This window comes from Stenotrophomonas sp. GW821-FHT09E08 (genome assembly GCF_059416125.1).
Genome location: NZ_JBWKOO010000025.1, coordinates 1 through 25,628, shown reverse-complemented (window position 1 = coordinate 25,628; position 25,628 = coordinate 1). Strand labels below are relative to the sequence as shown.

The window sequence follows — 25,628 nt, the reverse complement described above, 5'->3', positions numbered from 1 at the left end:
CGAACGTCTCCAGGCGGCCGTCCACTGTCTCCACGCAACCGATAGGATGGCCTCCATGCAGATCCCACGAACCCTGGCTGTCCTTGCTGTGCTGCTTGCGGCCGTGGCCGTCTGGCTGCTCGTGTCGACGCCCCCACCCGGGCTGGTGCAGGTGCCGGGCGCGCAGATGGCGCTTGCGAACATCGGGGCCGCCGGCGCCGTGCCCGCGCGACCGCCGCAGGATCTGGACTGGCAGCCACTGGACCAGCGCGAGCTGGCAGGTTGGCGCGGCCCCTACTGGCTGCGCTGGCAGGTGCCGGCGCCAACCACCGCGGATGCGCATGGCCGCACGATGCGGCTGTCGCTGCGTGCCGCCAGCCGGCTGTACTGGAACGGCAACCCGTGGGTCAGCAATGGCGTGGTCGGCCGCAGCGCTGCGGAAGAGCGTCCAGGACGCATCGACCTGGTGCGTGTGCTGCCTCCTGCTTCGGGCAACCACAGCGACGAACTGATCGTGCTTGCGTCGAGCCAGCAGCAGCACTTCCATCTGCATGGTGCCGATGCGATGGTGCTGATCGCACCCGCGGCCGTGCTGTACGGTCAGATCATCCTGCCGTGGTTGATCGCCGCCTTCGCCACCGGTGCACTGGCGGCGGCCTGCCTGTACTTCCTCACCGTGTTGCGCGGCCAGACGCAGGCACCCGGGGCCCGTCTGCTGCTGGCACTGGGCGCAGTGGGGCTGGCACTGCCCGTGGTCGAGGCCTGGCGCTCCCTGCTTGGGTATCCCTATCCATGGCATGGCCCACGCCTAGTGGCACTGTTGTGCCTGCATGTGGCGGCAGCGGCGTTGCTGCCGGCCTATCTTGCACGCCGCTTCGCGATGGCCATGCCGCGGGCCGCCTACCTTGGCTATCTGGCCGTGATCATTGCCGCCGCTGTCGCGCTGCCCGGCTTCGATACGCGCTCAGCGGCGGTACTGCTGTCGAGCCTGATTGCATCGGCAGGCGTGCTGTTGCGCGCGCATGGCGAGTCCGAGGACCGCTGGCCGATCCTGGCCTTGCTGCTGGCCGGACTGCTGGCGCTGCTGGTCGCAGGCGGCGCCTTCCTCGATGGGCCCTATTTCCTGCTGCTGGCGGTGCTGATGGTGTTCCTGCTGCTGCGCCACGCTGCCCAGTTGCAGGCACTGGACCGGCACAACGCCTGGCTGAGCGAAGAACGCGCGCGGCTTTCGCTGCAGCTGCTGCAACGGGGCATCCAGCCGCATTGGCTGATGAACACCCTGACTTGCCTGCAGGAGTTGATCGAACAGGCACCAGCGCGTGCCAGCCGCCTGGTGGAATCACTGGCCGATCAGTTCGATCGCCTGCGCGACAGCAGCAGCCGGCGCAGCGTTCCCCTGCAGGACGAACTGGCGCTCTGTCGCAGCCATCTGGATATCGTTGGCATGGCATTGGACCAGCGCATGCGGCTGGAGGTCGATGGCGAAGACGCGATGCTGTCGTTGCCGCCCGGCATCCTGCATGCCCAGGTGGAGAATGCATTGACCCACGCAGGTGCGCTGGCCTGCGCAAAGCATCCGTTCCACCTGCACGTGCAACGCACCAACGCGCGCTGGATACTGGAGCTGCGCAGTGCGCGGGGTTCCGCCCCACACCGTGGCCGCGGCACCGGCACGCGCTATATCGAGGCCAGCCTGGCCGCCGCCTGTCCTGACGGATGGGCCTTCGTGCAGGGCGCCGAAGGCGACCACTGGTGCAGCCGGATCGAACTGACATGCGCATCCTGATCGTTGAGGATGAGCCGCTGGTACGCCAGCGCCTGCTGCGCCTGTGCAGTGAACTGGCAGGCGCGCGCGCGCGCTTCGACGCCGTTGCTGATCTGGAGTCGGCCGGAGATCGACTGCAACGCAGCGTCTACGATGGCCTGCTGCTGGACCTCAACCTGGGCGGCGACGATGGTTTCGAGCTGCTTCGGCGCGCGGTGGCCGGACGCTATCAGTGCGTGGTGGTGTCGGCCCATCGCGATCGCGCGCTGCAGGCATTCGAGCATGGTGTGCTCGACTTCGTACCCAAGCCGTTCTCGCGTGAGCGCCTTGGCCAGGCACTGGAACGCCTGCTCGACACCGGCGGCTCCCGCCCTGGCCGCGCGCGCTATCTGGGTGTCTGGCGGGCGCAGGGCACGGCGACCGTAGAACTTGCTGACGTGCTCTGGATCCGCGCCGACGGCGACTACAGCCAGGTGCGCATGCGCGATGGCCGCAGCGAGCTGCACGACAAGTCCCTGGCCGGACTGGGCAGCGTGCTGCCTGGCGACTTCGTGCGTTGCCATCGTTCCTATCTGGTCAATCTGCAGCATGTGCGCATGCTGCATGCAGGATCGGGCAGCCGTTACTGGCTGGTGTTGAGCGATGGCAGCGAGCTGGCCGTGGGCCGCGCGCATGTGGCGGCAATACGCGGAGAGCTGGGGATGGAGTGAGGTGTGGAAGCTGCCAGCCATGGGCTGGCACTACTGCACTTCGTGGTGGTGGCCGCGCTGCGCGCTCGCCGGGCATGGCCCGGCGCTACCCACTTCCGGGTGTTCGGCGCCGCGCGAGCATCTACGGGGTCTGCAGCAGCAAAGAATGCAGGATGCGGGCATCTTCGGCATCCAGCGTCTTCGGCAGGTCGTCGCGGCCACGGAAGCGACGGTGGAAGGCGGCGACGGTGGCCTCGCGGTTGTCCAGCGGGTAGCCAAAGCGGGCCAGCGCATTCCATGCATCGAAGCCTTCGGGTGCCGCACCATCGGCGGCGCGCGGCCACACGCCGAACCCGGCGTCGGCCAGCTGCTGCCAGGGGAAGAAGCGGCTTGGGTCCTGCTTGCGGGTCGGCGCCAGGTCGGCATGGCCGATGACCTGCCGCGGCGGGATGTTCAGCCGTTCAGTGAGATCGCGCAGCAGCACGATCAATGACTCGATCTGCGCCGGGCTGAAGGGACTGCGACCGTCGTTGTCGAGTTCGATGCCGATCGAGGCTGAATTGAGATCGGTGATGGTGCCCCAGCGCCCGGCACCGGCATGCCAGGCGCGGCGTTCATCGGCCACCAGCTGGTAGCGATGGCCATCGGCGCCGATCAGGTAGTGCGCGCTGACCCGTCCGCCGCTGTTGGCGGTACGCAGCGTGTGCAGGCTCTGCTGCACCGACTTCTGCTCGGTGTGATGGATGACGATGATGACCGGCGTGCGCGCGTTCTGGTTCGGCGACGGCACCCAGGTGGCGAGCGGATTGCGGGCTTCCTGTGGCGCGGAAGCGCAGGCGGCCAGCAACAGACAGGCCGAGAGCATCAGAGCGGTGCGGATCGGGTGCATGGCCCGATTGTGCGCGATCAGGCCGGATGATGCATGCCACGGTGCCGACCAACGGTCGGCACCCACCAGAGCAGGAGCAGTGCCAAGCAAGCTTGGCACCCACCAAACGCAAAGGCGGCCCCGCAGGGCCGCCCGCCACGCATCAGGCCTCGTAGGCCGATTCGCCGTGCGAGGTCACATCCAGGCCAGTACGCTCTGCTTCCTCGGTCACGCGCAGGCCGACCACGCTGCGCACCACCAGCAGGATCAGCGTGGTCACCACCGCCGACCAGACCACCGTCAGGCCAACACTGACCACCTGCACCCACACTTGGTGCGTGATATCCAGATCGGCCTTGGTGCCGCCCAGCGACTGCGCACTGAACACGCCGGTGAGGATCGCGCCGACGATACCGCCGACACCGTGTACGCCGAACACGTCGGCGGTGTCGTCCACCTTCAGCAGGCGCTTGAGACCGGTCACACCCCACACGCAGACCACACCGGCGACGAAGCCGATGACGATCGCGCCGAGCGGGCCGACTGTGCCGCAGGCCGGGGTGATGCCGACCAGACCGGCCACCGCACCCGAGGCGGCGCCCAGTGCCGACGGCTTGCCCTTGCTGATCGCTTCGACCAGCGTCCAGCCCAGCACGGCAGCAGCGGTGGCCAGCACCGTGTTGAGGAAGGCCAGCGAGGCGACGGTATCGGCGGCGGCGGCGGACCCGGCATTGAAGCCGAACCAGCCGACCCACAGCAGCATCGCGCCGATGTAGGTGAACGGGACGTTGTGCGGCTTCAGCGCGGTCTGTCCGTAGCCCAGGCGCTTGCCGACGAACCACGCGGCGACCAGGCCGGCAACACCGGCATTGATGTGGACCACGGTGCCGCCGGCGAAATCGATCGCACCCATTTCACCGAGGTAACCGCCACCCCACACGATGTGCGCCATCGGGATGTAGCTGAGGGTGAACCACAACGCCGAGAACAGCAGCACCGCGCGGAACTTGATGCGCTCGGCGAAGGCGCCGACGATCAGTGCGGTGGTGATGCCGGCGAAGGTCGACTGGAAGGCGACGAACAGGTAGTCCGGCAGGCCCTTGATCGGGGTGTTGCCCACCGACTCCGGCGTGAACCCCTTGAGGAAGGCGAACTCGGTGAACGAACCGAAGAACGGATTACCGGCGCTGAACACCGCGCTGTAGCCATAGGCCACCCACAGCAGCAGCACCAGCGAGAACACGACCAGGATCTGGCTGAGCACCGACAGCACGTTCTTCGAACGCACCAGGCCGCCGTAGAACAACGCCAGGCCCGGCACCACCATCAGCAGCACCAGCAGGGTGGAGGTCAGCATCCACGCCACGTCGCCATGGTCGTAGGCCGCGGCGGCTTCGGCGACGGCAGGTGCGGCAGCCGCGGCGACCGGGTCCTGCAGCGGTTCGACCGCTACGGTTTCGCTTGGCAGCGGCGACACCTGGGCCTGCGCATGGGCAGTTCCCGGCCAGGCGCCAGCAGCCAGCGCACTGAGCAGCATCAACAGGCACACCAGATGGAACCGGGATTGCCACCCGGTGAGAAGGCGCATCTTCATGGGGGAGTCTCCGGAAGGGGGTTACAGCGCGTCGGCACCGATTTCGCCGGTGCGGATGCGGATGACCTGTTCGACGGCGGTGACGAAGATCTTGCCGTCACCGATCTTGCCGGTGCCTGCAGACGACTGGATCGCTTCGATCACTGCGTCGGCACGTTCGTCGGTGACCACGGTTTCGATCTTGATCTTGGGCAGGAAGTCGACCACGTACTCGGCACCGCGATACAGCTCGGTGTGGCCCTTCTGGCGACCGAAGCCTTTCACTTCGGTCACGGTGATGCCCGACACGCCGGCATCGGACAAAGCCTCGCGGACCTCGTCGAGCTTGAACGGTCGGATGATGGCGGAGATCAGTTTCATGCGCATGTCCCGATGGTGGATGGGGCCAGCGCGCCAACGCGCGATGGCATCAGGCAACCACGGGCCATCGTGTTGATGGCCGTGGCTGTTGCACCGGACACGAACCGGGCCGGGACAGCCGTGCCTCTCTCCTTGCACGGCCGACGCGGGAGGGAGGGCGGCCCATGTCGCGTATCCGGTCTCTCTTACCCCTGGATCAGCGGGCCAAGGGCCCGCGTTTCCAATGCAGCGGACCAATGGTCCGCTCTACCACGGCGGGCCGGGGCCCGCCCTGCGGCTCCCCAGCCGCGAAGACGGAAGCGATGGCGGCGGGTGGGAGGGGGAAGCCCACCGCCATCGCCACCGATCAGCTGGCGTAGTACAGCTGGTATTCCAGCGGGTGGGTGGCCGCGCGGAACTTGGTCACTTCCTGCATCTTCAGCGCGATGTAGCCGTCGATGAAGTCATCGCTCATCACGCCGCCGGCCTTCAGGAACTCGCGGTCCTTGTCCAGCGCTTCCAGCGCCTGGTCCAGCGAGGAGCAGACCTGCGGGATCAGCTTCTCTTCTTCCGGCGGCAGGTCGTACAGGTCCTTGTCGCTCGGTGCGCCCGGGTCGATCTGGTTCTTGATGCCGTCCAGGCCGGCCATCATCAGCGCGGTGAAGGTCAGGTAGCCGGACTGGATCGGATCCGGGAAACGCATTTCGATGCGGCGTGCCTTCGGGTTGGACACCCACGGAATGCGGCACGATGCCGAACGGTTGCGGGCCGAGTAGGCCAGCATCACCGGCGCTTCGTAGCCCGGCACCAGGCGCTTGTAGCTGTTGGTGCCCGAGTTGGCGAAGGCGTTGATGGCCTTGGCGTGCTTGAAGATGCCGCCGATGTACCACAGCGCCATCTGGCTCAGGCCGCCGTAGCCGTCACCGGAGAACAGGTTGGTGCCGCCCTTGGACAGCGACTGGTGCACGTGCATGCCGCTGCCGTTGTCGCCGACGATCGGCTTGGGCATGAAGGTAACGGTCTTGCCGTTGCGGTGCGCCACGTTCTTGATCACGTACTTCATGCGCAGCAGTTCGTCGGCCTTCTGCACCAGGGTGCTGAACTTGGTGCCGATCTCGCACTGGCCGGCGGTGGCCACTTCGTGGTGCTGCACTTCCACTTCGATGCCGACCTGTTCCAGGGTCTTGCACATTTCGGCGCGCAGGTCGTGCAGGGTGTCGGTCGGCGGCACCGGGAAGTAACCGCCCTTCACGCCCGGACGGTAGCCGCTGTTGGCGCCGTCGTACTTGGCGCCGCTGTTCCACGCCGCTTCTTCCGAATCGACCTGGAAGAAGGTGTGGCCCATTTCATTGGCGAAGCGGACCGAATCGAAGATGAAGAATTCCGGCTCCGGGCCGAAGAAGGCGGTTTCGGCAATGCCCGAGGACTTCAGGTACGACTCGGCGCGCTTGGCGATGCCGCGCGGGCAACGGCCGTAGGGCTGCATGGTGGCCGGGTCGAGGATGTCGCAGCTGATCACGATGGTCGGATCGGCGTAGAACGGATCAACGTAGGCGCTGGCGGTGTCCGGCAGCAGCACCATGTCCGATTCGGCGATGCCCTTCCAGCCGGCGATCGAGCTGCCATCGAACATCTTGCCTTCTTCAAACAGCGACGGCTCGACGATGCTGACCGGGAAGGTCACGTGCTGCTCGACACCGCGCATGTCGACGAAACGCAGGTCGACGAACTCAATCTGGTTGTCCTTGATCAGCTTTTCTACGTTTTCCACGGACATCGGTACGACCTCGGATGGGGATGAATGCCTGCTGAGGTACAGCAACGACCGTGCCAACTTTTGGCCACCCGCAAGTCATTGATTTCAAAAAGGGCGCTCCGGATCGGTGCAGAACGGCGTGCACCAAACGGGTGCAACTGGAACCAGACGCACCCGTTTGGTGCGGCATGGATCGTCTATTCTTTCGACCTTCTTCTGCCGCCCACACCCACCCTGTCCATGTCCGACCTGCTCTCTGCCCTGCTGCTGGGCATCCTCGAAGGCTTGACCGAATTCCTGCCGATCTCCAGCACCGGCCACCTGCTGATCGCCCAGCACTGGCTGGGCGCGCGATCGGACTTCTTCAACATCATCATCCAGGCCGGCGCGATCCTGGCGGTGGTTCTGGTGTTCCGCCAGCGCCTGCTGCAGCTGGCCACCGGCTTCGGCCAGCGTGAGAACCGCGACTACGTGTTCAAGCTCGGCGCGGCGTTTCTGGTGACCGCCGTGATCGGCCTGGTGGTGCGCAAGGCCGGCTGGTCGCTGCCGGAAACGGTCAGCCCTGTGGCCTGGGCGCTGATCATCGGCGGCATCTGGATGCTGCTGGTGGAGGCCTATACCGCACGCCTGCCCGACCGCGACCAGGTGACCTGGACGGTGGCCATTGGTGTTGGCCTGGCACAGGTGCTGGCCGGTGTGTTTCCCGGCACCTCGCGCTCGGCCTCGGCGATTTTCCTGGCCATGCTGCTGGGCCTGAGCCGTCGCGCGGCGGCCGCCGAATTCGTGTTCCTGGTCGGCATTCCGACCATGTTCGCGGCCAGTGCGTACACCTTCCTGGAACTGGCCAAGGAAGGAAACCTGGCCAGCGAGAACTGGACCGAGGTGGGCGTGGCCTTCATTGCCGCGGCCATCACCGGCTTCGTCGTAGTGAAGTGGCTGATGGGCTACATCAAGTCGCACAGGTTCACCGCGTTCGCGCTTTACCGCATCGCGCTGGGCGCCGCGCTGCTGCTGTGGTTGCCCTCCGGCAGCTGAACAGCGCCGGGGCACGGTAACCCCGTTGCCGGCCCCACCCCGTTTCCCCCACGGTTCCCCAAGGAGAATCACCATGAACCGCAAGCTCACCCTGCTCCTCCCGCTGGCCTTGATGGCCGCCTGCAGCCAGACCCCGGCCCCGGCCGGCACCGGCGGCGACGACGTTGCCCCGGCGGCGGCCAAGGCAGCAGACCAGCAGACGCTGGCACACCTGGATGCGCAGCGCCTGCAGAGCCAGCACTGGCTGCTGCAGCAGGCCACCGCGGCCGATGGCAAGCGCATCGATGCGCTGTTCGCCCGCGAAGACAAGCCGGTCACCCTGGACTTCGTTGATGGCCGCCTGTCGGTCAGCAACGCCTGCAACCGCATGGGCGGGGGTTACACCCTGGCCGATGGCAAGCTGAGCGTGAGCGCGATGGCCTCGACCATGATGGCCTGCACCGACAAGGCGCTGATGGCGCTGGACGAAGCCGTCTCCAGCCGTCTGCAGGGCGAACTGAAGGCCGAACAGGATGCCGACGGCAAGCTGACCCTGACCAACGCCAAGGGCGATGTGCTGGTCTTCAACCCGGAGCCGACCGCTGAAACCCGCTACGGCGGCGCCGGCGAAACCGTGTTCCTGGAAGTGGCCGCCAAGACCCAGAAGTGCTCGCACCCGCTGATCCCGGACTACCAGTGCCTGCAGGTGCGTGAGGTCAAGTTCGACGACAAGGGCCTGAAGCAGGGCGAGCCGGGCAAGTTCGAGAACTTCTACGGCAGCATCGAGGGTTACACCCACGAAGACGGCGTGCGCAACGTTGTGCGCGTGAAGCGCTACGAAGTGAAGAACCCGCCGGCCGATGCGCCGTCGCAGGCGTACGTGCTGGACATGGTGGTCGAGTCGGCCATCGAGAAGAAGTAAAACGATGGAAGGGCGGCCGAAAGGCCGCCCTTCTTCGTTGACGGCAGAGCCGGTCGCTGGCCGGCTGCCACAGGCACCTCCGGCGGACATGGGACATGCCGGCCAGCGGCCGGCACTACCCGATATACAGCCTCAGCCCAGCGCCGGGTTCAACGTATAGGTGCCGTGCAGTGCGGCTTCGGCCAGTACGTGGCCGTGCATGGCGCGGTACGCATCGGCGGCGGTGAAGCGCACCGGCAGATCCAGCGAAGCCACGTCCAGCGCGAACACGCGGAAGAAGTAACGATGCATACGTTCGTCGTTGAACGGCGGATACGGGCCGTCGTAGCCAAGGTAATCACCGGCCATGTCCGGGTTGCCGGCGAACCAGCCGGTGAAATCGTTCAGGCCCTGGCGGCTGCCGGCCGGGCCAGCCGGCGCGGTCTTGCCCTTCACCACGAACCCGTCGCTGCAGCTGCCTGCGGCGATCTCCTGCACCGAGGCCGGGATATCGGCCATCACCCAATGCACGAAATCGCAGCGCGGCTGGTCGCGTGGCACGGTCATGTCCGCGCGGCCGACCGTTTCCGGCACGGTCGGCACGTCCGGGTCCACGCATACCAGCAGGTACGAACGGGTGCCTTCCGGCACGCCGCTCCAGGCCAGGTGCGGATTGCGGTCCGGCGCGAAGCCGGCGGCATCGCCGGCGGCGAACTCGCGGCCGATCGGTGCACCGTTGGTCAGGCTGTGGCTGCTCAGTTGCATCGGTGTCTCCTCACTCTTCCGGGTAACCCAGGCGCACCGCGATCGGGGTGAGCTTGGCGAAGGCGGCGCTCATCACGTCGCGGTAGGTGCGCCAGTGGCCCGGCGGGAAGCGCGGTGCACCCAGCTGGGCGGCCGGCGGCATCGGCCGCTCGAACAGGCGGCCCAGCAGATCGGCCATCGCCTGCGGATCGTTGCCGATCTGGTCGATGCGCAGCAGCACCTGCGGATACAGGTCTTCCTCGTGCAGGGTGGCGACCTGGGCCAGTGCGCGTGCCAGCCATTCGCTGGCTTCGGCCAGCGAGGTCATCGCCAGCGGTGCGGCGGCGCCATAGGCCACCCAGTCCAGCAGCATGTCGCGCGGATCGCGCACCACCACCAGCAGGCGGCCCTGCGGCAACTGCGGGCGCAGCGCCCACAGCAGCGCGTTGTCCCACCACAGCAGCCAGTCGATGACGGCGTCGTCCTGGATCCCACGCGACGGCAACTGCTCGCGCCAGCGCTGCACCAGCCGCTCCGGGGTCAGCACGCCGGACGCGAGGTCCTGCAGCGTGTGGTAGTTCTGGAAGGCATCGTCAGGCGCATTGGAGGTATAGCGGTCGCTGCGCAGCACCGGGCTGGCGGCGGCCAGGCCGGTCGCCACGCGTTCCACGCCCGAACCCGGTGCGCCCCACAGGAAGATCGGCGCAGAGGTGGCATCACCGTCGATCTCGCCCTTGTCCGGCCAGCTCGGCGGTGCCTTGGCCTGCGGCGGCAGCGGCAGGCGCTGTGGTGCCTGCTCGGCCTGCAGCGCCAGCCACGTGTTCAGTGCTTCTTCCGGCTGGCCGGCGCGATCCTGGATTTCACCCAGCCAGGTGCGCAGGTCGGCGCGATGGCCTTCCGGTGCCATGTCGATCAGCGCCTGCACGCGGGCGACGGCGGCGGCCGGGTCGCGCTGCAGCAGGCCTTCGACCAGGCGGGTTTCGCCGCTTACGCGGCCCGGCTCGAGGCTGACGATGCGCTCGGCGATTGCTTCGGCCTGCGCATGCTCGCCCAGCATGTCATGCAGGCGAAGGCGTGCTTCCAGCGCCGGCAGGTGGCCCGGCATCGTATCCATCCAGCGCTCGACCGTCGCGGCGGCGGTGGGGCTTCCAACGTCTTCCACGGCCAGCCGTGCCAGCCACAGGTCGTGCAGCTGCGGATGCTGTTCCAGCGCGGCGTCGAGGCGTGCGCGCGCCTCGTCCTCGCGGCCCAGGCGCTGCCAGGACATCAGCAGCAGCTGCAGTACCTGACGATCGTCGGGCAGCGATTCCAGCAACGGCAGCAGATGCTCCAGCGCCTGCAGCGGCTGCCCGCTGCGCAGGGCCAGCTCACCGGCCAGGCGGCGCATCGACGGTGTATCCAGGCCTTCCTGCTGCAGGGCGATCTGCATTGCTTCGGCCGCCGCCTCCAGGTTGCCCTGGCGCAGCGCCAGCTGCACCACCAGGCCGTGCAGCGAGGTGATCGCCGGGTTCAGCTCCAGCACACGGCGGAAGGCCTGTTCGGCGAAGGCCAGCATGTCCTTGCCCAGATAGGCGAAGCCCAGTGCGTAGAGCACGCGGGTATCGTTGGGCAGTGCCTGGTTGGCGGCCGACAGCAGCGTCAGTGCACGATCCGGGTCGTCACGGCGCAGCGCGATCATGCCGTCGATGGTCAGCAGTTCCGGATGGTCCGGCTCGACGCGCGAGGCCAGAGTGGACAGGCGCTGGGCTTCGTCGAAATCGTTGCGGCCGATCGCCAGGTGCGCCTGCATCAGGTAGGCGGAGAAGGAATTGGGATCGAGGCCGGTAGTACGCGCCAGCGCTTCGTCAGCACCTTCGAACTGGCGCAGCGCCAGCAGCAGGCCGGCGTGCTGCAGGTGCAGCTGGGCATCGTCCGGAGCCAGCTGCAGCGCCTGCTGCAGGGCCTCCATCGCGGCCCCGGCGTTGCCCTGCTGCTGCAGCGCAAGCGCCAGCCAGCGGTGGGCCTCGGCCTGGCCGGGTTCATCACGGGTCCACGCCTGGGCCAGCTGCACGGCCTGGTCGGCCTGGTTCTGGCGCAACGCTTGGATGATCTGGTCTTGCATGACAGTCCGGTTCAAGTGCAAACCCGCATTGTAGCGGCCTGCGCACCGGTGCCGGTTCAGGCCTGCAGCACCCGCTGCAGGCGCTGCGCCACCCAGCGCTCGGAGAAGCCATCACCCCGCCAGTTTTCGAGGAAGCCGCAGTGGCCTCCCCAGCAGGCCGTTTCCAGGTGCGCCTGGCGCGGCAGCTGCCAGTCGCTGAAAGTCACGTACGGGATCACCGGGTCATCCTTCGCCATCAGGATGTCGGCCGGCACCTGCAGCGTGGCCAGGCGGTCACCGGCAATCGAATAACCGTCGAAATACGCCTGCAACGAGCCGAAGCTGGTATGCCGTTCGACCAGCCATGCGGTCAGCGCGCGGATGTCCAGCTTCAGCACGCGGTCGTCGCAGTCGCTCAGCTCGGGGAACAGGTCGCGCTTGCGCCGCAGCGAACCGGCCCATTTGCGGCGGAAGTACCAGTCGTACATCGCCGGGCCGCTCTCGATGCTGTCCATGGTCAGCGCCGGGTCCAGCACCGGGCACACCGACGCCACCCGCAGCAGCGGCACGCCGGCGGCCGGCGCGCGCAGGGCCAGCCGCAGCACGAAGTTGCCACCCAGCGAATAGCCGGCCGCCACCAGCGGCAGCTGCGGCCAGCGCTGGGCGATATCGCCTGCGGCATGCACCACTTCGTCGATCAGATTGGAATGGAAGATGCCGGGGTTGAGGTGATGGGTGTTGCCGTGATCGCGGAAGTTCAGGCGCACCACATCGAAACCCTGTTCGATCATGCGCGCAGCCGCCATGCGCATGTAGCTGGATTCGGCACTGCCCTCCCAGCCGTGCAGCAGCAGCGCGATGCCCTTGGGCTCGCGACCTTCGACATGGCTGTGCCAGCCCTGCAGGCGCACGCCGTCGCCGCCATCCAGGATCAGTTCTTCGTTGACCGCACCGGTGGCCGCCAGCAGCAGCAGGCCGCGCTGCAGGCGCATGCGGCTGGAGCTGAGCATCGACTGCAGGTGCGGATTGCGCAGCCAGCGTGGCGGCTGGTAGTCGGCCGCATGCAGCGTCGGCGTACCGGCGTCCAGGACAGGTGGCGGGATCAGAGCCACCGCACCCTCACTGCGTGCTCATGGCCGCCACGATGCGCGCGCGCGAGGTTTCCGCGATGCGCCGACGGCCTTCCAGGTCCTGGGCACCGATCGGCTCCAGGAAATGCACTTCGGTATGCCGCGCCGGCTCACCGAGCAGGCGCAGGAAATTGGCGAAGAAACTCTCGCCTGGACCGAACGCGACAATGGTCTGCGCGTCGCCCTTCAGCCCGTACACCAGCGCCACCGGCTGCACCGGCACGCCGGTTTCAACGGCAGCCTGGAAGATGCGGGCATGGAACGGGCCCACCTCGTGGCCTCCGCGGGTGCGCCCTTCAGGGAACACGCCCACCGCCTTGCCGGCACGCAGCCGGTCGGCCATCACCTGCATCACCCCACCGAGCGATTCGGTGTTGCCACGCTGGTGGAAGATGGTCTGCCCGCGCGCGGCCAGCCAACCGACCAGCGGCCAGCTGGCGATCTCGCGCTTGGCAACGAAGCCCATCATGCGCTGGCTGTGCAGGATGGAGATGTCGACCCAGCTGACGTGGTTGGCGACGAACAGCACCGCGCCCGGCAGCGGCCTGCCGACCTGCGACAGGCGGAAGCCGAAGATCCACATCAGCCCGCCCTGCCACCAGTTCACCACTTTGGCTCCGAACGTATCCTCGCCCACCCGCAGCTCGCCCCACGGCGGCAGCATGCCGATCAGGATCAGCGGCAGGAACACGGTGATGTGGACCAACAGCAGCGGTACGCGGTACAGGTAACGGCACACACGCGCCACGCCGCCACGGGGGGCCGGAGTGGGGGAAGTCATCCGCGCACGATACCGGAGCGCCGCAGCAGCTGCCAGCCGATTTAGGCCATAACAGCCATTGGCCGGGGCAATCGGCGGGGAACGCTGGGTTCCGCTGCCGTCAACGCGCCCTCGTGGGGCTCAACCGTGGCCGGCGGCCACCACCGCCAGGGTCAGCCGCGAGATGCACACCAGCCGCCCCTGCTCGTCCTCGATGCGGATCTCCCACAGCTGGGTGCTGCGGCCCACGTGCAGCACGCGGGCGGTGCCGGTGACCGTACCCGAACGCACGGCACGCACGTGGTTGGCGTTGATCTCCAGGCCAACGCAGATCTGCTTTGTGGCATCCACGCACAGGTTGCCGGCGCTGCTGCCCAGCGTCTCGGCCAGCACCACCGAAGCACCGCCATGCAGGATGCCGTACGGCTGCCGGGTGCGTTCGTCCACCGGCATGGTGGCCTGCAGCCAGTCCTCGCCAACCGCACTGAAGACGATGCCCAGCGATTCGATCGCCGTGTTGCGGCTGAGCGCGTTGAGCTGCTCGATGGAAACGGCTTCGCGGAACACCTGGGTCATGCGGGCACCTTCAGAGAATGGGAACGAGGCCGGCACCGAATGCGGTCAGCATGCGCACCAGCAGCCACTTCGGCCCGACGTTGACTTCGGGGAAGTCACCGACGGCGCTGTAGCAGCGATGGAAATCAGGATCCTGCCTCGGCAGCGGCTGCGGGCAGTCCGGGCCGGGCTTGAATTCGTAGTCGGTGGCGTAGCGCCACGGCCAGAAATCGAGAATCGGCAGCGCTTCGGAAGCCTTGCCGACGCTATAGTTCAGCCCCGACAGCACCGGCGGCTTGGCCCGCGGCGCAACGGTCCACGAGTTCTGCGGATGGGTGTCGCGCAGGATGCTCTGCGCCAGTTCCTCGGCAAATACCGGGTCGTCGATGATCACCGCGCCTTCGGTGTTGTAGTTCTCGCTGCGCGGATCGAAGTTGTGGGTGCCAACCACGCCGATGCGGCGATCCACCACCAGCGACTTGGCGTGCAACCCCATGCGCGCGCCCTTGCGGGTGACCGGCAGCGGCTTGTTGACTGCCTTGCTGCCCAGGAACGACGGCCGCGTCTCGGTGCGCAGCAGTCGCGTTTCGACCTCGCTGCCAGCCGCCCGACGGCGTTCGCGGGCATTCTGGTAGGCGCTGCCGGTACGCGGGTGGTTCACCGGCCCCTGCTTGCCGGTCCCGTTTGAACCGCCATCGCTGCCACCCCGCGCGTTGCTGCCCGCCGCGCTGCCACCAATCAACGGGTTGCGGCCACTGTCATCCGCGCCATCGGGCACGGCGATCGGGTCAGGCAGCAGATTGCGGTAGTCGACCGGCGCATCCAGCGGGAACGGCTTGTATTCGAAGATGTTGAAGCCCAGTTCGCGCATGTTGCGGCGCTTGTACTTGTACGACAGCGCATACACGATCGGGTTGTCGGTGGCCGCCAGGCTGTTGCTGGACACCACCACGCGCGGCGGCTGCGGACGCTTGCGCAGTTCACGGAACAGCTTCTGCGCCGGCTTGGACAACACCAGGTAGGGCGTCTGCAGGATCACTTCCTTCTGCGCGCTGGCGATCAGCGCATCCAGCTGCGGCTCGGTCACATGCTGGCCGGCCAGCGGTGCATCGGCTTTTTCACGGCGATGCTTGCGCGGCAGGTCGGCGACATAGCGCACCGAGGCGACCGGCAGCGCGGTATCGACAAAGGAACGGGTGACGAAGTCGATGTCGTTGGCTTCAGCACTGACCCGCTGCACCCGCTCGGGACGGCGGAAGGTGGCCGGGGGCAATGTGGGCACGCCCTGGCGCAGCAGGGTACGGCCTACGTCATTCAGGCGTTCGGCCGGCACGCTGCGCTGCGCGCGCCAGAATGCATCGAAGTTGGCGGCCATCGCCCGCGCTTCCGGTCCGGCGATCAGCACATCGCGGTCGCGGAAGTTGTACTCGCGGTCCCAGTCGTAATAATCGTCCTGGTAGTTGCGGCCACCGACCACGCCGATCGCATCGTCGATCACCAGCAGCTTGTTGTGCATGCGCTGGTTGAAGCGACGGAAGCAGCACAGCACGCTGCCGGCGTAGTCGAAATAGTTCAGGCGCGCCTTGCCGAAGGTCGGGTTGTAGACCCTCAGCTGGAAATTCTGGTGGGCACCGGACAGCGCGCCGAGGATCTCGAGGTCGGAGATCGCCGAGAGCTGGTCGATCAGCACCCGCACCTTGACCCCACGCCGGGATGCGGCCAGCAGCTCGTCGATGACCAGGCGGGCGCTGTCGTCCTTGTCGAAGATATAGGTCTGCAGGTCGATGCTGCGGGTGGCGCTGCGCAGCAGGTTGAGCCGCGCGACCAGGGCGCCCTCGCCCTCATCCAGCAGCGTGGCGTAATGCTGCGGCCGTTCCGGGGTGGATTCGGTGAACGCCCGGCCGGCCAGCGCCCGCAGTGGCGAATCCAGCGCACAACGGTCGGCGCGCTGGCAATCGACTTCGGTCGAGCGTGCCTGCACGGCGATGGCTTCGGCCCGGTCACGCTCGGCATGCGACAGCGATGCACAACCGCTGCCCAGCAACACGGTTGCCAGCGCCAGTACACGCAGCAGGTGGTTCACGGTTTAGGCGCCTCGCTCAGGCGCGCACGCAATACGAAAGTCACTCGGTCACTCAAGGCAAGCTGCCAGCTTTCCATGCCATACCGGCCTCGTTGCACGGTACCGCGGCTGACGACGTCGCAATCATAGCCGGGTCGGGCGCAGTCCGCCTTCTCGACCTTGAGCGACTCCGGGTGGCTGATCCCACGCAGGGTCAACCTGCCGTTGATGTCGCCCCCGTCCTCCACGGTCTCCGGCCAGTACGGCAGGGAGTCGAACTCGACCACCGGATGGCGGCCGGCATCGAAGAACTCCTCACCGCGCATCCAACCGGTGTAGCGCGGCTTGCCAGGGATCTCGACCGAGCGTGTGAACATCTTCAGGTGCACCTGGTTGCGGCCGTCGGAGAGGATCTCGATGCGTCCCTCGAAGTGCGGAAACACGCCCTCGATGCGCTGCCCGAAGCGGGTGCGCACCTCGAAACCGATCTGCGAACGCTGCGTATCCAGGCGCAACACGCGGTGCGCCTCGGCGACCACCGGGGGCAATGTCGCAGGTGGTGGTGCGGCAGCCCAGGCCGGGCCGTACACCAGCAGCACGGGCAGCAGGAAGCGGCTGCGCCGCGCCATGCTCATCGGATCACGGCCACCAGAACGCATTCAGGCTGGCCACGCCCGGCTCGATCGAGGCCTCGCGGGGGAAACCGAGCACAGCCACGCCGCCCGGCGGCATGCCGCGATAGTCACTGCTGGTGCCGTCGGTCATCAGCGCCACCAGCTGCTCCAGGCCCGGGTTGTGGCCGACGATCAGCACCCTGTCCAGGTCACGCCGCTCATCCACCAGCGCGGCCAGGGTACCCGGGGTCGCTTCGTAGATGCGGTCTTCCAGGCGCTTTTCGACATAGCCGATGGCCGCCATCACCGCTTCCAGGGTCTCGCGGGTCCGTCGCGAAGGGGAACACAGCACGCAGTCCGGCAGCAGCTTGTTCTCCTTCAGCCACTTGCCGGCGGCTTCGGCTTCGGCGAGCCCCACCGGCGACAACGGCCGGTCGAGATCAGCCTGGCCGGAAACGGCCGGTTCGGCATGGGCGTGACGGAGCAGGATCAGTTCGCGCATTGCGGGATTCCAATAAAGGGGTGGGTACCTACGACTCTTACAGCTTCAGCCAGGACAACAGGGGTTCCCAGTCGGCCTGGTGCTCGCGCACCTGGGCGGAGCGGTAATCGAACAGACTGCGGCCCAGGCCGGTCATGACCACGTAGCTCTGGCTGTCGCGCAGCTGCGCGACCACCGGGTACGGCCATTCGGACAGCATCTGCAGCGCCTGCTGCGAGGTCTGGGTCCAAGGCTTGGTGCGGTTCAGCACCAGCCCCACCGGCAGCTTGCGGCTGTGCACGCGCGGGTTCTGGGCCAGACTGTTGAGGAAGCCGACGATGGCTTCGATGTCCAGCGCCGAGGGCAGCACCGGCACCACCACCGCGTCGGCAGCGTCAAGGAAATGGGGGATATCGTCGGCCAACGCCCCGGCCGGGGCATCGATGATGACGGTTTCGGTGCCGTCGGGCAGTTTCTGCGCCCACTGCTTCTTCCGATACACGTCGATGGGGAGCACCGCGCTTTCCAGCCCGGCACGCCGTTGCGCCCAGCGGGTGCTGGAGCCCTGCGGGTCGGCATCGGCGATCACCGTGGCCTTGCCCTGCAATGCCGCGTACGCGGCCAGGTGGGTGGCGACGGTGGTCTTGCCCACCCCGCCCTTGGAACCGGCCACCAGGATCGTCTTCATGCCAGCCTCGCTTCCGGGTACGTGCCCCGAGCGTACACCGGCGATGGTGACGGGAGGTAGCACCGCGCTGAACCTGCGGCCATTGCCTTTGCTATCGTGGCGCCCCCGAAGGATCGAACCGGCATGAGCGAACTGCAGGACCTGAGCGCACTGATCCGCGCCAATACCCCCCTGATCGTGATCGAGACCCAGGATGAGGGTCGCATCGTCGAACTCTTCCGGCAGACGCTGATGCACGTCTGGCGGGCCCTGCACCGCTGGTCGATCACCGAGGGCCTGCGCCGCATCGATCTGGACAGCGAGGACCCCGCGATCGGGCCGCCCGATGCCAGCGCGGCCCTGCAGATGATCCGCCAGGCCGACCAGCGCGGGGTCTACCTGCTGCTCGATTTCCACCCCTACCTGGGCTATGCCAGCCACCAGCGCGCCCTGCGCGACCTGATCCAGCGCCGCCACAGCGAGCCGCACGTGCTGGTGCTGATCGGTGCCAAGGTCGAACTGCCGGCCGAGCTGGAAGCGCTGGCGGTACGCTTCAACCCGCGCCTGCCCGATGCCAACGCCCTGCTGAAGATGCTGCGCGAGGAGGCCGACGCCTATGCGCGCGAGCATGGTGGTCGGCGGGTTGAAGTCGACAGCGAAGCGGTCAAGAAGATCCTGAAGAACCTGCAGGGCCTGAGCCTGGTCGATGCCCGGCGCATCGCGCGCCAGCTGATCTATGCCGACGGCGCATTGCGCGACGATGACCTGCCACAGCTGGCGCGGCTGAAGTTCGAGCTGCTCAACCGCAGCGGCCACCTGTTCTTCGAGCATGACAGCGCGCGCTTCGGCGATGTCGCCGGAGCGAACCGGCTCAAACGCTGGATCAACCAGCGCCGGGTCGCATTCATCGCCGGCTCGGCGCCGGCCGGGCTGGATCCACCGCGCGGCATGCTGCTGCTGGGCGTGCAGGGCTGCGGCAAGTCGATGCTGGCCAAGGCCACCGCCGCCGGCTTCGGCGTGCCGCTGCTGCGCCTGGACGTAGGCGCGCTGTACAACAAGTACCACGGCGAGACCGAGGCCAACCTGCGCCAGGCGCTGGCCTCGGCCGAGCAGCTGGCACCATGCGTGCTGTGGATGGATGAGATCGAGAAGGGCCTGGCCACCGGCAGCGAGGACGGCGGCGTCTCGCGTCGCGTGCTCGGCTACCTGCTGACCTGGATGGCCGAGCGCAAGGCGCCGGTGTTCATCGTCGCCACCGCGAACCAGGTGCACGAACTGCCGGCCGAGCTGCTGCGCAAGGGCCGCTTCGACGAGATCTTCTTCGTCGACCTGCCCTCGCCGGAGGTCCGCGTGGAACTGCTGAGGCTGCACCTGGGCCGGCGCCAGCTCAACGCGGATGACTTCGCGCTGCCGGCGCTGGCCGCCGCCGCGAATGGTTTTTCCGGCGCCGAGATCGAGCAGGCGATCGTGGCCGGCCTGTATGCAGCACATGCCGAGGGCCGGCCGCTGGACACCGAGCTGCTGATGAACGAGATCCGCGCCACGCGCCCGCTGTCGGTGCTGATGGCCGAACAGGTGGCGGCATTGCGTGGGTGGGCGTCGGGGCGGACGGTTTCCGCGGACGACTGAGGGGTTTCCAGCGAACGGCGCAGCCCCTCGTGGCGGCTGGTTGACTGTGAACATCAAAAGCCGCGCTTGGCCGGGCGGGGTGGATTCGCGGGGGACGCCGTGAACCCGTCCATGGGGGCTTGGCCGCGGCATCCATGCCGCGGACACCCCCGCGAACCCACCCCGCCCGGCCTCTGACAGTTTCCGGGTGCGTCCGCCACGGAAGAGAAGTAAAGAAAAACAGAAGCAAAGGCAAAAGCGCTTGGCCTGCCGCTCTTTGTAGAGCCGAGCCCACGCTCGGCTGCCTTTCGATCAGATATCGAAAAATCGATTCCGATACAGATTCATCCACGCATGGCGTGGACCTACCGTGTCGACCAAGGTCGACACCTACCAACAGCAACAGGGAACTGTCAGAGGCGGGGCGGTATGGGCAGGCAGGACCGTTGGCGCCATGGATGGCGCCATCGAGCCCCATGGACGGGTTCACGGCGTGTCCTGACTGCCCATACCGCCCCGCCATCCTCGGGAAGTCTGCCGTTGCTGTTGCTTCGGCTGTTGCTGTTGCTTCAGCCCTTGCCTCTGCAGGTGCCGGGTGCAACCCGGCCGAACCCCCTCCTTATGGCCAGGCTGGCGGCGCGGCGGCCCAGGCCTGCTGCACTTCCATCAGCGTGGCGCGCTCGTCCTCGCGCCATTGCGGCAGCAGCTGCGCATAGTGCGCACTGGTGCTCCACTGCGACGGCTCGGTACGCACCGCAGCGGCGTACCACTGCACTGCCTCCTGCTTCTGCCCCAGCCGCCACAGCGCCAGCGCGTAGGTCGGTGGCACCCAGCTGGGCTTGGTACGGGCATTGCCGGCCGATGAAAGCCACTGTTCCAGCGCCGCCTCCACCCTGCCCTGGCGCAACAGATCCCATCCGTAGTTCCAGCGCACGCTGCGGCCACTGCTGCTCTGTGCCGATGCCTCCTTCAAGGCTTCGCCATACAGCTGCTCGGCCAGCTCGCCGCGGCCCTGGGCGCCGGCCACCGACGCCAGCTGCACCGTGGCCTCAACCGCACGCCGGCCGCGTTCACGCAGCTTGACCAACTGGGCAACGAGCTCATCGCCTTCACCCTGTATCGCCACCATCGGCGTGGCGGCCAGGTCGCTGTCGAAGTAGAACTCCTGTGGTGCCGGCAGGGCCGGCGCGGCCCACGCAGTGGCCGCTCCCGAAGCCAGCAGCACGCTGGCCAGGATCTTTCCTGAAACTGACATCCCTTCTCCCCAGGCCGCAAGCGCAGCCTCCCTCTCTCCCCCCGATCCTAACCCCGGCGCCGCCACCGGCGCGAGTGCCGAGGCCCGCACGGCCTCGCTGCTACAATTCGCGCCTTTCCCGCCGCGTGCCTGCACGTGGCCGGTGCCAGCCGATCCTCACCGGGCCAGCCATGACCAGTACCGCGCAACTCACTTCGCCCTCTTCCGCCGACCTGCTCGACCGTGATTACACGCTCGACCACAAGTACACCCGCAACGAGGGGCGGATCTACCTGAGTGGCGTGCAGGCGCTGGTACGGCTGCCCTTGATGCAGCGCCTGCGCGATGCCGCCGAAGGCATCGACAGCGCCGGTTTCGTCAGTGGTTACCGCGGCAGCCCACTGGGTGGTTTCGACCTGGAACTGTGGCGCGCGCGCAAGCATCTGGACGCAGCCAAGGTGAAGTTCACCCCCGGCCTCAACGAGGATCTGGGCGCGACCATGGTCTGGGGCACGCAGCAGACCAACCTGTTCCCTGGTGCCAACGTGCAGGGCGTGTTCGGCATGTGGTACGGCAAGGGCCCGGGCGTGGACCGTTGCGGCGACGTGTTCAAGCACGCCAATGCAGCCGGCACCTCGCGTTATGGTGGTGTGCTGGCGCTGGCGGCCGACGACCATGCCTGCCGCAGCTCGACCCTGCCGCACGGCAGCGAAGACGAGTTCGTCAGCGCGATGATGCCGGTGCTGAACCCGGCCGGCGTGCAGGACATCCTCGACATGGGCCTGCTCGGCTGGGCAATGAGCCGCTATACCGGGCGCTGGGTCGGCTTCAAGACGATCGCCGAGACAGTGGAATCCTCGGCCTCGGTAGAAGTCGATCCGTTGGCGCGCCGCATCGTGCTGCCGGAAGATTTCGAGATGCCGTCGGGCGGTCTCAACATCCGCTGGCCGGATCCGCCGCTGGACCAGGAGATGCGCCTGCACCGCTATGCGGTGAAGGCTGCACAAGCGTTTGCCCGTGCCAACGGCATCGACAAGGTGGTGATGGACGCACCGCGTGCGCGGCTGGGCATCGTCACCACCGGCAAGAGCTATCTGGATGTGCTGCAGGCGCTGGAGTACCTGGGCCTGGATGAAGCCGCCTGCGCCGACATCGGCATCCGCGTGTACAAGGTCGGCATGACCTGGCCGCTGGAGCCGGAAGGCATCGCGCGCTTCGCGCAGGGCCTGGAAGACATCATCGTGGTGGAGGAGAAGCGTGCCTTCATCGAGCGCCAGATGAAGGAACAGTTCTTCAACTGGCCGGCCAGCTGGGGCCAGCGCCCGTCGATCGTCGGCAAGTACGACGAGAGCGGTGAGTGGATCCTGCCGTCCACCGGTGAGCTGACGCCGGCCACCATCGCCGGCGTGATCGGTCGCCGCATCCAGAAGTTCTTCAACAACGAGTCGATCGAGCAGCGCCTTCAGTGGATGCAGGAGAAGGAAGCCGAGCTTGCGTTGCCGCGTGCCAGCTTCCCGCGCGTGCCGCATTACTGCTCGGGCTGCCCGCACAACACCTCCACCCAGGTGCCGGAAGGTTCGCGTGCGCTGGCCGGTATCGGTTGCCATTACATGGTGACCTGGATGGATCGCAGCACCGATACCTTCACCCACATGGGCGGCGAAGGCGTGACCTGGGCCGGGCAGGCGCCGTTCACCGATACCCCGCACGTGTTCCAGAACCTGGGCGACGGCACTTATTTCCACAGCGGTTCGCTGGCGATCCGCCAGGCCGTCGCCGCCGGCGTCAACATCACCTACAAGATCCTCTACAACGATGCGGTGGCGATGACCGGCGGCCAGCCGGTGGACGGCCCGCTGAGCGTGCCGGACATCGCAAAGCAGATGCGTGCCGAGGGCATCCACACCATCGTTGTGCTGTCGGACAACATCGGCAAGTGGACCGGCCAGCGCGAGCACTTCCCCAGTGACGTCGAGTTCCATGACCGCAGCGAACTGGATGCGGTGCAGAAACGCCTGCGCGAAGTGAAGGGTGTATCGATCCTGATCTACGAACAGACCTGCGCCACCGAGAAGCGCCGTCGCCGCAAGCGCGGCAAGCTGGAAGATCCGCAGAAGCGCGTGCTGATCAACTCGCTGGTCTGCGAAGGCTGCGGCGATTGCGGCAAGAAGAGCTTCTGCGTGTCGGTGCTGCCGAAGGAAACCGAGTTCGGGCGCAAGCGCGAGATCGATCAGTCCAACTGCAACAAGGACTATTCCTGCGTCAATGGTTTCTGCCCGAGCTTCGTCACCGTGCACGGTGGACAGCCGCGCAAGGGCAGCAAGCGCGATGCCTCCACCCTGCTGGACAACCTGCCGGCACCGACCATCCGCGGCACCCTGGAACAGCCCTGGAACATCCTGATCACCGGCGTCGGCGGTACCGGCGTGGTGACCATCGGCGCGCTGCTGGGCATGGCCGGCCACCTGGAAGGCAAGGGCGCGACCGTGCTCGACCAGACCGGCCTGGCGCAGAAGGGCGGCGCGGTGACAACCCACATCCGCATCGCCCGTCGTCCCGAAGACATCCACGCCGTGCGCATCGCCGCCGGTGAGGCTGACCTGGTGGTGGGCTGCGACATGGTGGTGGTGAACGATTACTGGGCGCTGTCGAAGGTGCGCGCCGGTCGTTCGCAGGTGGTGCTGAACACCTATGAAGCGATGCCGGGCACCTTCACCACCCGCCCGGACATGCAGTTCCCCGCCGCCGACATCGTGGCCGGTGTGCGCGTGGCGCTGGGGGGCGAGGAACCGCTGCTGCTGGATGCCACCCAGCTGGCCACCGCGCTGCTGGGCGATGCCATCGCCGCCAACCTGTTCATCCTCGGCTACGCGTGGCAGCAGGGTCTGGTACCGCTGTCGTTCGAGTCGCTGATGCGCGCCATCGAGCTCAACGGCGCCGCCGTGGCGATGAACCAGCAGGCCTTCGCCTGGGGCCGCCTGGCCGTAGTCGACCCACAAGCCGTGCAGCAGGCCGCCGGCCTGGTGCGCAACCGCCACACCGATACCGAATCCACCCCGGGCCCGCTGCACCCGCTGCCGCCGGGTGAGTGGGAAGGCAACGAATGGGGCGCCACCGCCGCACCGCGCAACACCGGCGACGAGCGCGAACTGCGTGGCCTGCCCTCGCACGGTGGCGACGTGGCGTTCCTGCCGCTGGACGATGCGCGCCTGTCGCGTTCGCTGGATGAAATGATCGAGCGCCGCGCCGCCTTCCTGGTCGAGTACCAGGACGCTGCCTACGCCAACCGCTACCGCAGTCTGGTCGAGCGCGTGCGCGCCGCCGAAGCCGACCGCATCGGCGGTTCCACTGCATTGACCGAGACCGTGGCCCGCTACCTGTTCAAGCTGATGGCCTACAAGGACGAATACGAAGTGGCCCGCCTGTACACCAGCGGCGACTTCCAGCGCCGCCTGCAGCAGCAGTTCGAGGGCGACTACCAGCTGCGCTTCCACCTGGCACCGCCGCTGTTCGCCAAGAAGGACGAGCAGGGCCGGTTGCTGAAGAAGGAATACGGCCCGTGGATGTTCAAGGCCTTCGGCCTGCTGGCCAAACTGAAGTTCCTGCGCGGCGGCCGCTTCGACGTGTTCGGCCGCACCGGGGAGCGCCGCATGGAGCGCAAGCTGATCGGCGATTACGAGGCCACCGTGCAGCTGCTGCTGGACGGCCTGGATGACGACCGCCTGGCGCTGGCGGTGGAGATCGCCAGCGTCCCCGAGCACATCCGCGGCTTCGGCCACGTCAAGGAAGCGCATTTCGAGCAGGCCAAGGCGCGCGAAGCCGCCCTGCTGGCGCAGTGGCGCAATCCGAAGGCGCTGCATATCGTGCAGGTGGCTTGAAGGTAGTGCCGGGCGCTGGCCGGCATCCCTCCTGGCAATCGGGTGCCGGCCAGCGGCCGGCACTACCGGCGATTCACCCCAGCCGCCACAGCAGCAGGCGGTTGTTGGCCGGCATTGCCACATCACCCAGGCGGGTGAAGCCTTTGTCCGCTGCCAGCGCCTGCACCGCTTCCACATCGCGGATGCCGCTGCGCGGATCACGCGCCTTCAGCCAGGCATCGAACTGCGCGTTGCTGTCGCTGGTGTAGCGGCCGCCGTAGTTGAACGGGCCGTACATCGCCAACAGCGCACCGTGGCGCAACAGCGGCGGCAGCGCGCCGAACAGCACCTGCACATGCTCCCAGCCCATGATGTGCAACGTGTTGGCGCTGAATACGGCGTCGAACGTACTGCCCTCGGGCAACGACAGGCCCGGCGCTGGGGGCAGTTCCACCTGCAGCGCCACCGGCGGCAGCAGGTTCAGCAGCGCGGCCTGCGCACGCCACGCCTCGATGCCGGGCAGATGGTCCGGATGATCGCTGGGCTGCCAGCGCAGCCAGGGCCAGCGCTCGGCGAAGAACGCCGCGTGCTGGCCGGTGCCACTGCCGATCTCCAGCACCCGATGGCGGTCGCCCATCCATGGGTCGAGTGCAGTGGCGATGGGTTCGCGGTTGCGCTCGCAGGCTTCTGAATACGGCTTGCTCGACATCAGGACGGTGTCCAGGCGGGGTCGGCCCCATTGTGCACGAGGGGGTGTTGCTCGGCAGGGCTGCGCCCTGCACCTGCAGAAGCCGGAGCCGGAGCCGGAGCCGGAGCAACGTCAAAAGCTGGCATTCCGTGGGTTGGCGAGGTGGGGCCGGTTGCGGGGGACGCTGCAAGTACGTCCATGTAAGCTCGGTCGCCGCATCCATGCGGCTCACGCCCCCGCAAC

21 protein-coding genes are annotated in these 25,628 nt (G+C 67.3%); 6 read left to right on the top strand and 15 right to left on the bottom strand.

All coding sequences use genetic code 11. The features are described 5' to 3' along the window. The first annotated feature begins 55 nt into the window (after positions 1–55). Entirely contained in the window at positions 56–1,765 is a 1,710-nt protein-coding gene (locus tag AC07M7_RS20600; RefSeq protein ID WP_253078082.1) for a histidine kinase, read from the top strand. Further along, complete coding sequence (locus AC07M7_RS20595; protein ID WP_046985383.1) at positions 1,753–2,454, top strand: LytR/AlgR family response regulator transcription factor; 702 nt, start codon at positions 1,753–1,755, stop codon at positions 2,452–2,454. Before AC07M7_RS20600 ends, AC07M7_RS20595 begins: the two co-directional genes overlap by 13 nt. Before the next feature lie 121 nt (positions 2,455–2,575). Here the strand turns inward: AC07M7_RS20595 and AC07M7_RS20590 are convergent, their stop codons facing one another. The 4 genes from AC07M7_RS20590 to glnA form a co-directional block, all read right to left on the bottom strand. Then, positions 2,576–3,322 carry an N-acetylmuramoyl-L-alanine amidase gene (locus AC07M7_RS20590; RefSeq protein ID WP_136638471.1) on the bottom strand — a complete coding sequence of 249 codons (747 nt, stop codon included), beginning with the start codon at positions 3,320–3,322 and terminating at the stop codon, positions 2,576–2,578. 142 nt (positions 3,323–3,464) lie between these two features. Next, complete coding sequence (locus AC07M7_RS20585; RefSeq protein ID WP_495208176.1) at positions 3,465–4,895, bottom strand: ammonium transporter; 1,431 nt, start codon at positions 4,893–4,895, stop codon at positions 3,465–3,467. Positions 4,896–4,916: 21 nt separating this feature from the next. Continuing rightward, positions 4,917–5,255 (bottom strand): P-II family nitrogen regulator, encoded by a 339-nt coding sequence (locus tag AC07M7_RS20580; protein WP_004134334.1) that lies wholly within the window; start codon positions 5,253–5,255, stop codon positions 4,917–4,919. A 346-nt stretch (positions 5,256–5,601) separates the two neighbouring features. Next, positions 5,602–7,011, bottom strand: a complete 1,410-nt coding sequence (glnA, locus tag AC07M7_RS20575; RefSeq protein WP_004134320.1) for a type I glutamate--ammonia ligase — start codon at positions 7,009–7,011, stop codon at positions 5,602–5,604. A gap of 219 nt (positions 7,012–7,230) precedes the next feature. Between glnA and AC07M7_RS20570 the strand changes: the two genes are divergently transcribed. Further along, entirely contained in the window at positions 7,231–8,025 is a 795-nt protein-coding gene (locus AC07M7_RS20570) for an undecaprenyl-diphosphate phosphatase (protein ID WP_495208175.1), read from the top strand. Between the two features lie 73 nt (positions 8,026–8,098). Further along, the gene (locus AC07M7_RS20565) at positions 8,099–8,926 is read left to right on the top strand and encodes an META domain-containing protein (protein ID WP_495208174.1); all 828 of its coding nucleotides are present in this window, start codon (positions 8,099–8,101) and stop codon (positions 8,924–8,926) included. A gap of 132 nt (positions 8,927–9,058) precedes the next feature. On the opposite strand, the gene AC07M7_RS20560 is transcribed toward AC07M7_RS20565, so the two are convergent. The 9 genes from AC07M7_RS20560 to AC07M7_RS20520 all read right to left on the bottom strand — a co-directional run bounded on the left by AC07M7_RS20560 (position 9,059) and on the right by AC07M7_RS20520 (position 18,019). Continuing rightward, positions 9,059–9,670, bottom strand: a complete 612-nt coding sequence (locus AC07M7_RS20560; RefSeq protein ID WP_136638468.1) for a YbhB/YbcL family Raf kinase inhibitor-like protein — start codon at positions 9,668–9,670, stop codon at positions 9,059–9,061. Positions 9,671–9,680: 10 nt separating this feature from the next. Further along, a complete protein-coding gene (locus tag AC07M7_RS20555) occupies positions 9,681–11,750 on the bottom strand; it encodes a tetratricopeptide repeat protein (protein WP_495208173.1) in 2,070 nt (689 codons plus the stop codon). Positions 11,751–11,806: 56 nt separating this feature from the next. Further along, entirely contained in the window at positions 11,807–12,796 is a 990-nt protein-coding gene (locus AC07M7_RS20550) for a YheT family hydrolase (RefSeq protein ID WP_482998559.1), read from the bottom strand. Positions 12,797–12,848: 52 nt separating this feature from the next. Then, on the bottom strand, positions 12,849–13,640 hold the full coding sequence (locus tag AC07M7_RS20545) for a lysophospholipid acyltransferase family protein (protein WP_046986729.1): 792 nt from the start codon (positions 13,638–13,640) through the stop codon (positions 12,849–12,851). A gap of 120 nt (positions 13,641–13,760) precedes the next feature. Next, positions 13,761–14,195 carry a hotdog fold thioesterase gene (locus AC07M7_RS20540; RefSeq protein WP_495208172.1) on the bottom strand — a complete coding sequence of 145 codons (435 nt, stop codon included), beginning with the start codon at positions 14,193–14,195 and terminating at the stop codon, positions 13,761–13,763. A gap of 10 nt (positions 14,196–14,205) precedes the next feature. Further along, on the bottom strand, positions 14,206–16,257 hold the full coding sequence (locus AC07M7_RS20535; protein WP_495208171.1) for a phospholipase D family protein: 2,052 nt from the start codon (positions 16,255–16,257) through the stop codon (positions 14,206–14,208). After that, positions 16,254–16,871 (bottom strand): YceI family protein, encoded by a 618-nt coding sequence (locus tag AC07M7_RS20530; RefSeq protein ID WP_495208170.1) that lies wholly within the window; start codon positions 16,869–16,871, stop codon positions 16,254–16,256. Before AC07M7_RS20530 ends, AC07M7_RS20535 begins: the two co-directional genes overlap by 4 nt. A 4-nt stretch (positions 16,872–16,875) precedes the next feature. After that, positions 16,876–17,352: a SixA phosphatase family protein gene (locus AC07M7_RS20525; RefSeq protein WP_004134282.1), complete on the bottom strand. Its 477-nt coding sequence runs from the start codon at positions 17,350–17,352 to the stop codon at positions 16,876–16,878. 37 nt (positions 17,353–17,389) lie between these two features. Next, a complete protein-coding gene (locus AC07M7_RS20520) occupies positions 17,390–18,019 on the bottom strand; it encodes a ParA family protein (RefSeq protein WP_012509676.1) in 630 nt (209 codons plus the stop codon). Between the two features lie 123 nt (positions 18,020–18,142). On the opposite strand from AC07M7_RS20520, the gene AC07M7_RS20515 reads away from it, so the two are divergent. After that, positions 18,143–19,627, top strand: coding sequence for an AAA family ATPase (locus tag AC07M7_RS20515; protein ID WP_046986725.1), 1,485 nt, complete (start codon positions 18,143–18,145; stop codon positions 19,625–19,627). Between the two features lie 598 nt (positions 19,628–20,225). Here the strand turns inward: AC07M7_RS20515 and AC07M7_RS20510 are convergent. Beyond that, positions 20,226–20,861: a tetratricopeptide repeat protein gene (locus AC07M7_RS20510; RefSeq protein ID WP_046984760.1), complete on the bottom strand. Its 636-nt coding sequence runs from the start codon at positions 20,859–20,861 to the stop codon at positions 20,226–20,228. Positions 20,862–21,031: 170 nt separating this feature from the next. Here AC07M7_RS20510 and AC07M7_RS20505 point away from each other — a divergent pair, with 170 nt between their 5' ends. Further along, a complete protein-coding gene (locus tag AC07M7_RS20505; RefSeq protein ID WP_495208169.1) occupies positions 21,032–24,718 on the top strand; it encodes an indolepyruvate ferredoxin oxidoreductase family protein in 3,687 nt (1,228 codons plus the stop codon). Between the two features lie 73 nt (positions 24,719–24,791). Here the strand turns inward: AC07M7_RS20505 and AC07M7_RS20500 are convergent, their stop codons facing one another. Next, positions 24,792–25,406, bottom strand: a complete 615-nt coding sequence (locus tag AC07M7_RS20500; RefSeq protein WP_495208168.1) for a DUF938 domain-containing protein — start codon at positions 25,404–25,406, stop codon at positions 24,792–24,794. Positions 25,407–25,628: the final 222 nt, after the last annotated feature.